Source organism: Vibrio sp. SCSIO 43140 (genome assembly GCF_023716585.1).
In the GTDB taxonomy this organism is placed as follows: domain Bacteria; phylum Pseudomonadota; class Gammaproteobacteria; order Enterobacterales; family Vibrionaceae; genus Vibrio; species Vibrio maritimus_B.
Genome location: NZ_CP071850.1, coordinates 1,583,074 through 1,597,242, shown reverse-complemented (window position 1 = coordinate 1,597,242; position 14,169 = coordinate 1,583,074). Strand labels below are relative to the sequence as shown.

Sequence of the window (14,169 nt, the reverse complement as noted above, 5' to 3'; positions counted from 1 at the left end):
AGTCAGTTAACATTGCATTATGGTTAATAGAGACTAGAATAAAAAACGTGTCTCGCCCCCAAGCCATGGAAGGAGTAGTTGGAGTTGAGAATTCGCTGTATACATAACATGTTTGTATTTCTTGTCTCTGCTGTATTTCTTTTCTCTGGAGCGACTTCTAACGCGCTTGCGGACACGCCAGACAATAAGACGTACTACATCTCTGCTCATGAACGTGACTTCTTAGCGCGATTTATTTTCTCGACTATAGAGAAAGAAGCGAATATTGCATTTGAATATGTAGACTACCCCGATTTCAGTGAGCGACTTAATGCGATCGAAAGTGGTGAATTGGACTTTATTGCCAACATTACTTTCACCAAAGCGCGTGCGCAGCGATTTATCTTCTCGCCACCCATCAATATTGAACCGACTTACTTGTTCACCGAAACAGACAAGAGTTTTGATGATATCCATGTGGTAGGCACTACGATGGGAACAGCTTTTAACGATATTATTCAGCGCTATTATCCAGAGAAACGTGTATTGGGCTTTCTCGACAATGAGGTGGCCTTTGAGAGTATACGAAGTGGTGATATCGACGGTTACATAGGTACATTCTTGCAGCTCGAATGGTTTTTGAGTGCTGGTTTTAAAGCGACACTCATCAACGATAAAGTGTCTATACCACCAGTTTCGATCATCACTAATAAATCCGAAAATGCTCCGCTCCTCGCAAAGTTCAGCCGCATCATCGCTCAGGAATCAGTACAGAAACAGATCCGTAGCTATATTGAAAGCTACATTACCGAGATAGCCATTAAACAGCTTAAAAATGATATTGAGTCTTCGGGCCTAAACTTGGAAGATCCTATCAATGTCTACCTCAACCCTCGTAAGCCATATGTTTTTACTGATAAAAACGGTGTCGTGACAGGAGTCGCGGTAGATCTAGTCAATGAGATCTGTCGCCTTGGTTCTCTTGAGTGCCGATTGGTATTCCAGCCTGATGAACCGTGGGCAGCGTCTTTGCAGAAACTCATGCTCGGCGAACATGAGATCATGACTCCGATTGCTGATCTTAATCACCGTAAAGAGCGCCTTATTTTCAGCGACCCGTACGCATCTATTGATGGTGTTATCGCTAAACGAGTCGGATACAAAGAAGAGGTATATCGCCATATCTCGGAGCTGTTTGCTGAGCGTGTCGGTGTGGTCGAGAACGGTGTCTTTGCGACCGTTACTCGTCGCCTCCTTCCCAACAAAGAACTGGTCTACTTCAAAGATACTGAAGCTTTGGTGCGCGGGCTAATAGGTAAAACCATCGACTATGCGGTGACCAACCGAGTCACTCTCAATACGTTACTTTATGAACAGTCATTGTCTGAGATTACCGAGGATCGTTATTTTAAGCCTTTCTATCGATCTCAGCTGACGTTTGGTTTTCCAAAAACAGAACGTGGCGCAACACTATCGAAACTCTTTAATCGAACGCTCGACTTTGTAGACGCCGAAACGATTCATCATCGCTATCAACCTCCAGCGAATTGGCGAGAATTGAACGAAAAAGAGCTCGATAAACAGCGACTGAACGTCATCAATATTTTGCTTGGTCTATTTATTTTAGTGACGATCACCTTTGGTTATTTGACTAATCACCGAGCTAATCATGACGTTTTGACCAGGTTAAAAAACCGCTATGCTCTAAACCGTATTCGCAAGCAACCCTTGGGTAAAGGTAACGGCCTAATCTTTATTGACCTAAATGGGTTTAAGCAAATTAATGACACCTACGGCCACGCCGTTGGTGATCAGGTACTACGCTGTTACGCTAAATTACTTCGCCAGACTGTTAAAGGGACGAGCTACCGAATCGGTGGTGACGAGTTTGTTGTTATCGCACCCATGAATAATGAGCTACTTCGAGAACTCTTGCCCAAGTTAGAGAGTTTTCAATTCGGTGTTCGTGGACATGATCTGACCTTGGACCTAAACGCGGCAATTGGTGTATTCCTTCCTGACAGTAGTGATTTGAGTATCAGGCAGTTACTAATCTATACCGATTTTGCTATGTATGAAGCCAAGCGCAATAAAGGCCTTGGGAGCGTGATTGTCGACAAAGCTAAGCTAAAAGAGTTAATAGCAAAAAACAACGTAGCCAATCCCGTCGATTAAATAATAAAAGGGAGAGACCAGTTATAGTCTCTCCCTTTTATTAAGCCATCTATTACAGCGACTACCCTACACTTCGAAACGACCAACCAATTGATCCAGCCTTGATATCGAGTTTTGCATTAGTGCAGTTCGACGTGCTAATTGCTTCGATTGATACTGCAAAGAGCCCGTCGAATCGGCTGCTAATTCTGCCGTTTGAGAGTTAGTGTTACTCATGCTTGCCAAGCCAGTGATGGCATCAAAAAGCGAGTTTACCGATTCTTGTAATCGAGCGTTTTGTTTCGAGTTATCTGCAAGATAGGCATTACTTTCTACGTTATCAATACCAGCTCTCATCGTCGTCACCGCTTTTTCAGACTGGTGACGAAGCTGCTCCATCAAGTCACCAATATCTTTAGCTGCTGCCGCCGTTCTATCGGCAAGCGTTCTCACCTCATCGGCAACCACAGAGAACCCACGTCCGTGCTCTCCCGCTCTCGCAGCCTCTATGGCTGCATTAAGTGCAAGCAAGTTCGTTTGTGCAGTGATATCCGTAATTAGTGTGACAATGTCACTAATCTTTTCCATCTCACTATTCACATCATTCACACTCGCTGATGAAGATTGGACGATTGCCTTGATTGTCTCGGCACTGTTACGCGCCGTCTCATACTCGTTTCTCGCTTGTTCGACAGACTCTGTCATGAGTACGTGCATTTCACGTGCGTTGTCATTGGCTGAACTGATTTCGCCAACCTGCTTTTGAGAGAGGTCAATCAGCTGAGAGATCGATTCTGAGGTGCTTTCACTCGATTTAGAAAGTCGCTGACTGCATCGAAACATCGATTCCGATACGTTATTCACTTCTCGACTGGCGAAGACTAACTCGGAAACTACGGTTTCGAGGTTATCGATAAAGCTATTGGTCCAACGGCCTAGATCGCCGGTTTCATCTGCCTTAAACTTCGATGAGTCCAGTCGCTGTTTAAGGTTTCCATCCCCCTCTGCCAATACCTTCATCACACCAGTCATCTGTTCGAGGCTGCGCGACAAAGGCTTGGCTGTTCTCGCTCGGAACAACACAGTAAGTAAGCATGCAAATAAGAAAGACAAACCAGCGCTTGTGTATGCGTCTAGGCTTAGAAAGTGTTGTAGCATCACCGGTAGCAAAGTTACGGCTATAGCGGATGCCATAAAGCGCCTTGTTAGTCGGCCAACCAGAGAACGGTGTCGATGTACTTCTTCTAAGTCGGATTCACACATCATACCCCAGGTATCAATTGAGCCCGGCAGTCTGAACGTGACGCCTTTGCCTATTACCGGAATATGGCGGTAGTCTGAGTAACCTGGATAATCGACATACAAATTGCTGCCATTTTTAATGGTCTCTCGAACACCCGGGTGAAGTTGATTGGTCGCTGGATCATTAAACACAACCTCAAACTCAGTATGTTTTTGGATCTTCACGGTTCCCCAGTCTGTTTGCACACCTTGTTTTAGGTTCTCTCCGTGTGAAAAAGTATTGTCCTCAAAACGCGAACGAGATAACGCAACGCCCTGTGCTATTGACGGGTCAAAGTTGGACTCAACCATAAACAGATAGTTGTCACCCGATTCACTGTAGATATGCCCTGCTTCTCGCTGAATCAAATCCCCCAGTACGTCATTTGGTACACGTCCACAGAGGATCGGTGCATCAGCATCATCAATATTGAGGGGCTGGTAGAACATCAAGGTCACAGCATCATGAAACTTGGAGGATGACGGACCTATATCTAAGGTCTTTTTATCGACATACGGGCCATGCAGAAACGGCTTGTTCCTCGCAAGGTCAAGAGCTTTCTTCGATGCGCTCTGATGACCAATATATTCTCTACTGGTCGAACTTAAGACGGAGCCATGTTCATCAACCAAAAACAGCTCAGTAAAATCCTTACCTCTGCGTAGTAATAGGTCGAGCGCCTCCGCACGCTCATCTTCCGCCTTTGAGGAGAGGTAAAACGCGGCATCTTCTAGAAAACGCCACTGGTTTTGAGTCCATGCTTCCAGCAGTTTGACCCTAGTTTGTGCAATGCTCTCGAACGTTTGCTCTAGTTCGGTGATTCTATCTCGATTGGAGAAACACGCCTTCCGCATGGCGATTTTTCCGGTACTACCTAGCCAAGGTAACCAACGTTTTTCTTCAGAAGTTAAGTTCATTTTCATTCCTTTGAATCTACTTTATTGATTACATTGCAATTTATATACCCGTACTTTGTGTGGTTTAACCCTCTTCTGTCACAAGAGGGCTGTTAAAACAAGGAACCCAAAATGACAATGTGCATCAAAATCGTCACCATCTTAGTGCGTTCAATGCACCAATATAGTGACTTTAGCATTACACTTTCTAACACTATGTCAAACTAGGTAACAGTCTGATTTGCTGAACAAATTCGCTATCCGTTTATTTGCTAGTACAATAAGGAAGCCCCCAAAAATAATTCCTATTAGGAGACTCTATGACTGAGAATCGTAACGCCAGCCAAATCGTTTCCATTATTTCCACTATTCTTGTTATCGGACTCGCGATTTACCTGGGTACCTTGGTGAAATCTGTCGATACCATTGAAGAGAAACTGAGCCATCAGGCACAGCAAATAGAACGCGTAACAATCGCATCAAACGGCAGTGACGCCACCAGCGCCTATGTACCGGCCTATTCACATATCTACACCGATGGTGGCAAAGCCGTGCTGCTTGAAACAACGCTAGTCGTGAGAAATACCGACCCGAAGAACAGCATTAATATCCATAGCATTGACTACTTCGATACCAACGGTAACTTGGTCAGACAGTTTTTGGAGGAAGGTTACGAACTCAGCCCATTATCAAGCTCTGAGTACTTAGTGGAGAAAAGAGAAACCAGTGGCGGTGTTGGGGCAAACTTCATCGTAAACTGGTCAAATCCGAATCAAGCATCGAAACCTATTTTTGAAGCGGTGATGATTGGTGCTGGTCAAGGGAAGGATATCTCGTTTACTAGCCGCGCTCCGCAATAACACGCCATCAAACACCAAAACAACTCCCATTAAAAAAGCCCTGCGCAGAGACGCAGGGCTTTCTCGTTTAATCATTAGCCTATTGAGCTTGCTCGTTAAGATAGGCCTGTAGAGAAATGTTCGTCCACTCGCGCATTTTAGTTAGATAATTGGCTTGAGAGTCCAAGATCTCTTTTGCTAGTTCGTCATTTGAAGCCTGCGCTTTCAATAGTTCGCCATTTGCTTGTTTCAGTGCATTGATGACTTCAGGTGGGAAGCTGCGAACCTTGATGTCCGGGTACTCTGAGCTCATCTTAGACCAGCTGTCGGCATTCTCATGCAACGCTTGCGTATACATGTCAAAAGCAGCGACACGGAAAGAAGTTTCGAGGATTATTTTAAGGTCGTCCGGCAGTTTCTCCCACACCTTTTTGTTTACGAGAAATTGTGTCTCGGAACCAGGCTCATGCCATGCTGTGTAGTAGTAAGGTGCGATTTTCTGAAAACCCATTCGAAGGTCAAAAGCAGGGCCTACCCACTCAAGCGCATCAATGGTTCCACGCTCAAGGGATGTGTAAAGCTCACCAGGAGCAATATTGGTTGGTTTCGCCCCTACTTGCGCCAAGACTTCACCCGCAAAACCTGGGATACGCATTTTCAGACCTTTTAGGTCCTCAACAGAGTTAATCTCTTTCTTAAACCAGCCTCCCATTTGGATGTCAGAGTTTCCGCCTGGGAAAGAAAGCAGGTTATGTGGAGAATAGACTTTTTGCATCAGCTCTAGACCGCCACCATGATAGAACCATGAGTACTGCTCCATCGTTGTCATACCAAAGGGCATCGAGGAGAAATACAAGGTGTTTGGCACTTTACCTTTCCAGTAATAAGAGCTTGAGTGTCCGAGATCGTATTGTCCCGATTTCACCATATCAAACACACCCAGCGGCGCTTTATGCTTATTGGCAGAATCGATGCGAATGATTAAGCGTCCGTTCGACATCTCTTTCGCAAGCTTAGCCATATTCTTGCTCGCATCCCCTAAGATAGGCGTATTTGGTCCCCATGTCTCAGCAAGTTTTAGTCGGAAAACTTTGTCTTCCGCATGAGCATTAACTGCGACAATGGTAGTAAGGGAGGCGACGATGAGGGTACTAACTCGGCGAATGGTTTTTTTGAAGTCCATTTCTTTGATTCCTGTGTACGTTGTTGGATTGCACCTTCACAATGAATGTAAATACCCTGTATGTCAAAGTGTTAAAATTGGGTATTTTAAACCGTAGGCAGTGTAATTGACTAACATTTAACCAGCCATCCATACAGCATGCTTTAAACCAACGACCTGCTTTATTTAACTCCATCCGAGTGCATAAGATAAACATTCCATTCTGTTTAACAAACTGATAGTTCTGTCACGAAATGTCTGCTATTAATACGAAATCGTTCAATATTCTAAAAACAGTAACTATGGACTGGGCAACACTTTCACTCTTCATCCCCACCTTCTTTTTCGTCTCGATCACACCAGGGATGTGCATGACACTCGCTCTCACTATGGGAATGAGTATCGGCTACAAACGAACCCTTTGGATGATGGTTGGAGAGTTGTTAGGCGTCGCTCTTGTTGCCTTAGCTGCCATTCTTGGCATCGCTGCGGTTATGCTCAAATACCCAGACATCTTTTTTGCTTTTAAAGCTATAGGCGCAGCGTATCTGTTCTATCTTGGCATTCAGATGTGGCGTTCTAAAGGCAAGCTCGCTATCTCATCAGATATGGAACATCAACCTAAGCACAATGATTGGGATTTGGTCGCTCAAGGTTTTATCACCGCGATCGCCAATCCTAAGGGCTGGGCATTTATGATCTCCCTACTCCCTCCTTTCATCGATCAGTCGAAACCAATGACGCTTCAAGTCTCAATAATGTTGGGAATTATTTTACTCAGTGAATTTATTTGTATGACTATTTATGCCACGGGCGGTAAGGGCCTGAAACGCACACTGGGTCAGGCTCAGAATGTCAAAACCATGAATCGCATTGCAGGCACATTAATGTGTGGAGTCGGTATCTGGCTGTTTATTGGTTAATTCTATCAATATAGAGTGATTTATCACTATCATTCCCTGCCATTAACATTTATTCATAATTGGACCACCCACGGTGGTCTAAACTTTCAATTTCGTAATTCAATTGCTTTTGTATTACAAAACAGAAAGTGTACAGCAAGAACCATTTACATAACCCACCACGACTAGCAACCATTTTGCTACCAAAAATTTACGCATCATTGTATTTTCCGATAGGTTTTGTAGAAAAATATAGTTATGTACGATATCTACACACCTCACCTACCCCTTTAGGATAGTTTAATTCTGTAATTGATTTACATCATGTTTTAATTTTCTTTCACATTTAACAATGCGCGTAGATTCGATAATAACCCTTAGGTATTAATAATGAGCAAGATGAAGCTTGTCGTAGTAGGAAACGGCATGGTTGGTCATCGCTATCTCGAGGACCTCGTCGAGAAAGCGGATATGGCGAACTATGAAGTCACTGTTTTCTGCGAAGAACCCCGCGTTGCGTACGACCGTGTGCACCTTTCTTCTTACTTTTCGCACCACACTGCTGACGAACTTTCACTCGTCAAAGAAGGCTTTTACGAAAAACACGGCATCAAGGTATTGATTGGCGAACGCGCTATCAACATCAACCGTGAAAACCACATCGTATATTCCAGCACTGGTCGTGAAATCAAATACGACAAACTCATCCTAGCGACTGGCTCTTTCCCATTTGTACCGCCTATCAAAGGCAACGAAAGCAAAGACTGTTTTGTTTACCGTACTATCGAAGATCTGAAAGCTATCGAAGCAACCGCTAAGAAGAGCAAGAGCGGCGTAGTTATCGGTGGTGGTCTTCTAGGGCTTGAGGCTGCTGGTGCACTGAAAGCACTGGGTGTAGAAACTCACGTTGTTGAGTTCGCACCAAAGCTAATGGCAGAGCAGCTAGACCAAGCTGGCGGCAATCAGCTTCGTTCAAAAATTGAAAGCATGGGCGTGAACGTTCACACCAGCAAGAACACGCTAGAAATCGCTCCTGAAGGCAAAACAGCACGTAACGTGATGCGCTTTGCTGACGGTACTGAGCTAGAGACTGACTTCATCGTGTTCTCTGCAGGCATCCGTCCTCAAGACAAACTTGCTCGCGAAATGAAGCTAGATATCGCACCTCGTGGCGGTATTGCTATCAACGACTTCTGCCAAACGTCTGATGAAAACATCTACGCGATTGGTGAATGTGCGTCTTGGAACGAAACGTTCTACGGTCTAGTAGCGCCTGGCTACAAGATGGCAACGGTTGCTGTTGACCACATTGTAGGTAACGACAGCAAATTCGAAGGTGCTGACATGTCTGCGAAGCTTAAGCTTCTTGGCGTGAAGGTAGGCTCAATTGGTGACGCTAACGGTCGCACTCCTGGCTGTAAGAGCTACGTTTACCAAAACGAAGAGCAAGAAGTGTATAAGCGTCTTATCGTTTCTGAGGACAATAAGAAGCTTCTTGGTGCGGTAATGGTTGGGGATACTTCTGACTACGGCGACCTACTTCAGCTAATGTTGAACGAAATCGACCTACCAGAGCACCCAGATGCACTTATTCTTCCAGCACACGCTGGCGCTGAAAAGCCGACGCTAGGTGCAGACTCACTTCCAGAGTCAGCGGTTATCTGTTCTTGTTTCGACGTAACAAAAGGCAAGATTGCAGAGGCGGTTGCTCAAGGTCACCACACCATTGGCGACATTAAAGCAGTGACTGGCGCAGGCACGGGCTGTGGTGGTTGTATCCCTCTTGTGACCTCAGTTCTGAATGCTGAACTTGCCAAATCTGGAATCGAAGTTAAGAACGATGTGTGTGAGCACTTTGCTTACTCTCGTCAAGAGCTGTTCCACCTAGTACGTATCGGCGAGATCAAGACGTTCGAAGAACTACTTGAGAAACACGGTACAGGCTACGGCTGTGAAGTATGTAAGCCACTAGCAGGCTCTATCCTAGCGTCTTGCTGGGGTGACCACATCCTTAAGCCTGAGCTAGTGAAGCTGCACGATACCAACGATAACTTCCTAGGTAACATCCAAAAAGACGGTACTTACTCAGTTATCCCACGTATGGCTGGCGGTGAAGTGACACCACAAGCGCTAAAAGTGCTGGCTGAAGTAGCTGCAGAATACAACCTTTACACTAAAGTCACGGGTGCACAACGTATCGGTCTATTCGGCGCGCAAAAAGACGACCTTCCAGCTATCTGGAAGAAGCTGATTGAAGCGGGTTACGAGACAGGTCAAGCGTACGCAAAAGCACTTCGCATGGCGAAAACGTGTGTAGGCTCTACTTGGTGTCGTTACGGCGTTCAGGATTCTGTTGGTTTAGGCTCTCGTATCGAGAACCGTTACAAAGGTATCCGTACTCCTCATAAGATGAAGTTTGGTGTGTCTGGTTGTACTCGTGAGTGTGCAGAAGCACAAGGTAAAGACCTTGGCATCATCGCAACTGACGCAGGTTGGAACATGTACGTGTGTGGTAACGGCGGTATGAAACCTCGTCACGCAGACCTACTGGCTTCTGATCTAGACGAAGCAACGCTGATTCAATACATCGACCGCTTCATGATGTTCTACATCCGCACAGCTGCGCCACTACAACGCACCTCTGTATGGATGGAAAACATGGAAGGTGGTGTGGACTACCTACGTGAAGTTATCGTTGAAGACAAACTAGGCATCAACGAGCAGCTTGAAGCTGACGTTCAACGTCTAGTGGGCGATTACAGCTGTGAGTGGAAGAACACGATTGAAGACGAGTCTCAGCTTACACGCTTTGCTCACTTCATTAACAGTGACCTTCGCGACGACAATGTGGTTTTCGTTCAAGAGCGTGACCAACACCGTCCAGCAACATTCACTGAGAAGCACCCTGAAGCGAAAGGCGACATCCTACACGTTGAGCTGGAGAAGTAATCATGGCATTTCAAAAAGTATGTGACATCCAAGATATCGTCCCAGGCACAGGTGTTTGTGCATTGATTGACGGTCAGCAGGTTGCGGTTTTCCGCCCAAGTGCTGCAGAAGAAGTTCGCGCAATCAGCAACATGGACCCGTTCTATCAATCTAACGTGCTATCACGTGGTTTGATTGTTGAACACCAAGGTGAGCTTTGGGTTGCAAGCCCGCTTAAGAAGCAGCGCTTTAACCTAACTACTGGCGCATGTATGGAAGATGAGCGCTTTAGCGTGAAGGCTTACAAAGCTCGCGTGACCAAAGGTGCGGTAGAGATTTCTGCATAACGTTAATTGCCGTCATCCTCGTGAAAACGAGGATCTCGTAAAGCGAGTGATTCGCTGTGAGAGGTCTCCTTCTTCAAGGAAATGACGGGAATTCATATGAGAATGAATAGCCTATAGGGGTTAGCCACCCTAGCCCCTATCACTATTCAATCTTAACTTTTATATTTAAACTTTGTTGGAGAGACATGATGTCTACTGATTTTAAACCAGCACAATTCGTGCAAACTATGATCGACGTTGGTGAAGCGAAAACCAAAACCAGCACTCGCGATCTACTACTACGTGGTACGATGGCAGGTGTGATTCTGTCACTGGCGGTTGTGGTAGCAATCACGACTATCGTACAAACAGGAATGGGGGTTGTTGGCGCACTCGTGTTCCCTGTTGGTTTCGTTATTCTGAGTGTGATGGGTTATGACCTAGTAACGGGTGTTTTCGGTCTTGCTCCACTAGCAAAATTTGAAAACCGTCCTGGTATCACTTGGGGTCGTATCTTCCGCTGTTGGGGTCTAGTAGGCCTTGGTAACCTTATCGGTTCTCTGATTGTTGCTTACCTAGTGGCTGTATCGCTAACTGGTAACTTCTCTCTTGAGCTAAACGCGGTAGCGCAGAAGTTCATTGCCGTATCTACAGCTCGTAGCCTTGGTTTTGAGAACATGGGTATGGACGGATGGATCACCTGTTTCGTTCGCGGCATCTTCTGTAACCTAATGGTTTGTCTAGGTGTAATCGGCAACATGACAGCGCGCACTGTTGCTGGTCGTGTGGCTATGATGTGGTTCCCAATCTTCATCTTCTTCGCTCTAGTATTCGAGCACACAGTCGTAAACATGTTCCTATTCCCACTGGGTATGATTCTAGGTGCGGACTTCGGTGTGATGACATGGTTGAACTTCAACCTTATCCCTACCATCCTAGGTAACATCGTTGGTGGTCTAATCATGACTTGTATCCCGCTTTACCTAACTCACGCTAAAACTGCACCTTCAATCTCTGCTGAAACAGAAGAACAAGTGCAAGCTGAACCAGCTCTAAGCGCGAAATAGTATTAATAAGACCTCACCTTCAAGGTGAGGTCTTATACCTCTTTGGCTATAAAAAGTCGTACTGGCAAGTGCCACTCTTTATATCCAAATTCTGATTTGATAGGCGTAGCTTATGACCACTAATCACACATCTTTAAATGCCGGCTTTGTTTCATTAGTCGGTGCGGGGCCTGGAGACCCTGATCTTTTGACAGTGAAAGGATATCGCGTGATTCAGTCTGCGGATGTAGTCGTTTTCGATAGACTCGTATCCAAAGATATCCTTTCGCTGGCAAAACCTGATGCAGAGATGATCTATGTGGGTAAGAAGCTCGACTATCACTGTGTTCCACAAGATCAGATCAACCAGATCTTGGTAGAGAAAGCCAAAGAAGGTCATAAGGTGGTTCGCCTTAAGGGTGGCGATTCATTTATCTTTGGCCGTGGCGGCGAAGAGCTGGAAACACTGGCAGAAAACGGCATCAGCTTCGAGGTAGTTCCGGGCATCACTGCAGCTGCCGGAGCAACAGCGTATGCTGGCATTCCCCTTACTCACCGTGACCATGCGCAAAGCGTACAGTTCATTACTGGTCATGTGCAAAAAGATGGCCGTGAGATTGAGTGGAGCTCACTGGCTCAATCAAACAATACGCTTGTATTCTACATGGGTTTGAAACAAAGCGGTCGCATCACTGACAAACTGATTACCCATGGTCTTGATGAAAACACGCCGTGTGCGGTCATCGAGAATGGAACGCGTAAAGAACAACGTGTATTCCAGGGAGCACTTAATACACTACCGCATATGGCCAGTGAAGCAGAAAGCCCCGCGTTAATTGTTGTCGGTAGCGTGACTCAGTTGCATGACAAGCTTAAGTGGTTTTAACTGAATCAACCCTCACGTAAGACTAAAATCACTCAGTTCACATACTAAAGCGGGAACACAATGTGTTCCCGCTTTGCTAACTCGATAGATCAACCTTTACAGAATTGGCGTAATGTCCTGCTCTGTAAACTCGCCTTCCTTAACCTCAACAGGCACATAGTGTTGATAGATCAAGAAGCCATCTTCTGCAGTTTCTTCTGTTTCTGGTTGGTCAATATAAGCGGTACAGGTGTAGCCGATTGAATAGCTACCTGGACCAACGTAACCAAACTCGTACTCATAGACTGTGTTGTTGTCTTGGTCGACACTTTCGTTAACGTTTGCCACTGACACAGGTGCTACACGCTCGCTGTCTGAACCTACATCTCCCATAGTAGTACGATCCATCTCACCCGCATACAGGTAAACCGCGTGGACGGGCTCAGCGCCACCGATCGCGTTGTAGGATGCACTATCCGCTTCACACGCTTGATACTGCATAGTATCCACTTTGCCGCGAATATGTCCTGATTCTGAAGCATTGACGAGCGCGACACCATTTCGGTTCATCAACATATGCTCTTTACCTGTAGGGTCAGTCAGCGCTTTTCGCAAATCAAACTCAACAATATAGCTATTAAAGCCAGCCATGATTTCAATAGATTCACTTGGCTTTGCGAAAACTAACGTGCCCTGGTCTTTATCATCTGGCTTATAACCTAAACAACTGCCTTTGTTTGGAACCACCAGCCCCTTTAAATTGCCATCAGTCTTTCGTACATAAGAGGTCGTGTCATCAGCCGTTAAGCCGTCTTTTGCATACAGGCACAATGCGTAATGACCCGTCGGGATTTCATAATCTCTGATGATGGTCTCCGCATTGCTCCCTTGATACTCCATCAAGTCAATCTGACGAAGCTCTTCATCTTCACCGCTCACGTCCAACGCAATTGGGTCACCTGTTTTCGCACCACTTTGTGGGTCAATCGGTACAAGTACCACATCTTTGAAACCCAAAACCACTTCCATCGCATCATCAACTGGTGCGTCAGACACACCTAGGTTTAGTTTGCCAGTGGTTGCTGTAGGTGGTGTTGCGGTTGTCTCTTCAGATCCACAACCGACCAATAACGTTGAAGTAAGCACAGCAAGCGCTGTTAGACGTGTTTTCATTTTTTTTCCTGTGATTCTGCCAGTGATTTTCTTACTGACGAATTTAACGATTAATTCAGAGTAGCTATGTCAAAGCAGAGTGATGGAAAGTTAAATTATTAGTTTTAACGCCATCTTTGCTTGTTCGCTTCCAAATACGATCATCAAACTATGTAACCACAGTCATAACGACGTTTGGCGAGTACAAAAAAAGTGTCTCAATTGTGGTATTCGTTACCCTGCGGTGGGCTGCTAGCGAGCGTCTGATTAGTTCACAACTAAACTAAAGGGTGAACATGGTAGTTAAACTATTCACTAACATCAGGTAGGTTCGAATGAAAACACTTCTCCCCTTATCCCTAGCCCTTTTGTTTTCACTTCCCATGGCTCACGCTGACGTCACCATCAAAGGCGATCGAATGGAGATCAGCGAGGATTGCCGAAAGATAGAGGGCGAAGTAATGACACTGCGCTCTGAGGATTGCGAGTCTGATTCAAAAGGCTCTCACAAAAACAAAGGCAAAGGTGAAAACCGCAGTGTGCACGGTGATGACAACCCAGGCAAAGGACACGACAAGAAGAACAAAGACAAAGACGACGACTAACCTCAATGGATTTTCTCATTGAATAGCTAAGGA

At 45.5% G+C, this 14,169-nt stretch carries 11 protein-coding genes; 8 read left to right on the top strand and 3 right to left on the bottom strand.

Annotated elements, in window-relative coordinates:
- Positions 1-108 precede the first annotated feature (108 nt).
- Positions 109-2,154: a GGDEF domain-containing protein gene (locus J4N45_RS07485; RefSeq protein ID WP_252014338.1), complete on the top strand. Its 2,046-nt coding sequence runs from the start codon at positions 109-111 to the stop codon at positions 2,152-2,154.
- A 66-nt stretch (positions 2,155-2,220) separates the two neighbouring features.
- Here J4N45_RS07485 and J4N45_RS07480 read toward each other — a convergent pair whose 3' ends face one another.
- Positions 2,221-4,332 carry a methyl-accepting chemotaxis protein gene (locus tag J4N45_RS07480; RefSeq protein ID WP_252014336.1) on the bottom strand — a complete coding sequence of 704 codons (2,112 nt, stop codon included), beginning with the start codon at positions 4,330-4,332 and terminating at the stop codon, positions 2,221-2,223.
- Between the two features lie 299 nt (positions 4,333-4,631).
- Here J4N45_RS07480 and J4N45_RS07475 point away from each other — a divergent pair, with 299 nt between their 5' ends.
- Positions 4,632-5,171, top strand: a complete 540-nt coding sequence (locus J4N45_RS07475) for a DUF3124 domain-containing protein (RefSeq protein ID WP_052412961.1) — start codon at positions 4,632-4,634, stop codon at positions 5,169-5,171.
- Between the two features lie 79 nt (positions 5,172-5,250).
- On the opposite strand, the gene J4N45_RS07470 is transcribed toward J4N45_RS07475, so the two are convergent.
- Positions 5,251-6,333 (bottom strand): TRAP transporter substrate-binding protein, encoded by a 1,083-nt coding sequence (locus J4N45_RS07470; protein WP_252014334.1) that lies wholly within the window; start codon positions 6,331-6,333, stop codon positions 5,251-5,253.
- Positions 6,334-6,614: 281 nt separating this feature from the next.
- Here J4N45_RS07470 and J4N45_RS07465 point away from each other — a divergent pair, with 281 nt between their 5' ends.
- The 5 genes from J4N45_RS07465 (at position 6,615) to cobA (ending at position 12,400) form a co-directional block, all read left to right on the top strand.
- Positions 6,615-7,235 carry a LysE family translocator gene (locus tag J4N45_RS07465; RefSeq protein ID WP_042475539.1) on the top strand — a complete coding sequence of 207 codons (621 nt, stop codon included), beginning with the start codon at positions 6,615-6,617 and terminating at the stop codon, positions 7,233-7,235.
- Between the two features lie 369 nt (positions 7,236-7,604).
- Positions 7,605-10,163, top strand: coding sequence for a nitrite reductase large subunit NirB (gene nirB / locus J4N45_RS07460; RefSeq protein ID WP_252014333.1), 2,559 nt, complete (start codon positions 7,605-7,607; stop codon positions 10,161-10,163).
- 2 nt (positions 10,164-10,165) lie between these two features.
- Positions 10,166-10,489, top strand: coding sequence for a nitrite reductase small subunit NirD (gene nirD, locus J4N45_RS07455; RefSeq protein WP_112479870.1), 324 nt, complete (start codon positions 10,166-10,168; stop codon positions 10,487-10,489).
- Between the two features lie 188 nt (positions 10,490-10,677).
- On the top strand, positions 10,678-11,535 hold the full coding sequence (locus J4N45_RS07450) for a formate/nitrite transporter family protein (protein ID WP_234496088.1): 858 nt from the start codon (positions 10,678-10,680) through the stop codon (positions 11,533-11,535).
- 112 nt (positions 11,536-11,647) lie between these two features.
- Positions 11,648-12,400 (top strand): uroporphyrinogen-III C-methyltransferase, encoded by a 753-nt coding sequence (gene cobA, locus J4N45_RS07445; RefSeq protein ID WP_252014332.1) that lies wholly within the window; start codon positions 11,648-11,650, stop codon positions 12,398-12,400.
- Positions 12,401-12,496: 96 nt separating this feature from the next.
- Here the strand turns inward: cobA and J4N45_RS07440 are convergent, their stop codons facing one another.
- Entirely contained in the window at positions 12,497-13,552 is a 1,056-nt protein-coding gene (locus J4N45_RS07440) for a DUF4382 domain-containing protein (RefSeq protein WP_252014331.1), read from the bottom strand.
- Between the two features lie 314 nt (positions 13,553-13,866).
- On the opposite strand from J4N45_RS07440, the gene J4N45_RS07435 reads away from it, so the two are divergent.
- Positions 13,867-14,136: a CG2 omega domain protein gene (locus J4N45_RS07435; RefSeq protein ID WP_252014330.1), complete on the top strand. Its 270-nt coding sequence runs from the start codon at positions 13,867-13,869 to the stop codon at positions 14,134-14,136.
- Positions 14,137-14,169 lie beyond the last annotated feature (33 nt).

Excerpts from the sequence above, each read along its gene's own strand:
- J4N45_RS07485 (WP_252014338.1), top strand. The coding sequence starts at position 109 with ATGTTTGTATTTCTTGTCTCTGCTGTATTTCTTTTCTCTGGAGCGACT.
- J4N45_RS07480 (WP_252014336.1), bottom strand. The coding sequence starts at position 4,332 with ATGAACTTAACTTCTGAAGAAAAACGTTGGTTACCTTGGCTAGGTAGT.
- J4N45_RS07475 (WP_052412961.1), top strand. The coding sequence starts at position 4,632 with ATGACTGAGAATCGTAACGCCAGCCAAATCGTTTCCATTATTTCCACT.
- J4N45_RS07470 (WP_252014334.1), bottom strand. The coding sequence starts at position 6,333 with ATGGACTTCAAAAAAACCATTCGCCGAGTTAGTACCCTCATCGTCGCC.
- J4N45_RS07465 (WP_042475539.1), top strand. The coding sequence starts at position 6,615 with ATGGACTGGGCAACACTTTCACTCTTCATCCCCACCTTCTTTTTCGTC.
- nirB (WP_252014333.1), top strand. The coding sequence starts at position 7,605 with ATGAGCAAGATGAAGCTTGTCGTAGTAGGAAACGGCATGGTTGGTCAT.
- nirD (WP_112479870.1), top strand. The coding sequence starts at position 10,166 with ATGGCATTTCAAAAAGTATGTGACATCCAAGATATCGTCCCAGGCACA.
- J4N45_RS07450 (WP_234496088.1), top strand. The coding sequence starts at position 10,678 with ATGTCTACTGATTTTAAACCAGCACAATTCGTGCAAACTATGATCGAC.
- cobA (WP_252014332.1), top strand. The coding sequence starts at position 11,648 with ATGACCACTAATCACACATCTTTAAATGCCGGCTTTGTTTCATTAGTC.
- J4N45_RS07440 (WP_252014331.1), bottom strand. The coding sequence starts at position 13,552 with ATGAAAACACGTCTAACAGCGCTTGCTGTGCTTACTTCAACGTTATTG.
- J4N45_RS07435 (WP_252014330.1), top strand. The coding sequence starts at position 13,867 with ATGAAAACACTTCTCCCCTTATCCCTAGCCCTTTTGTTTTCACTTCCC.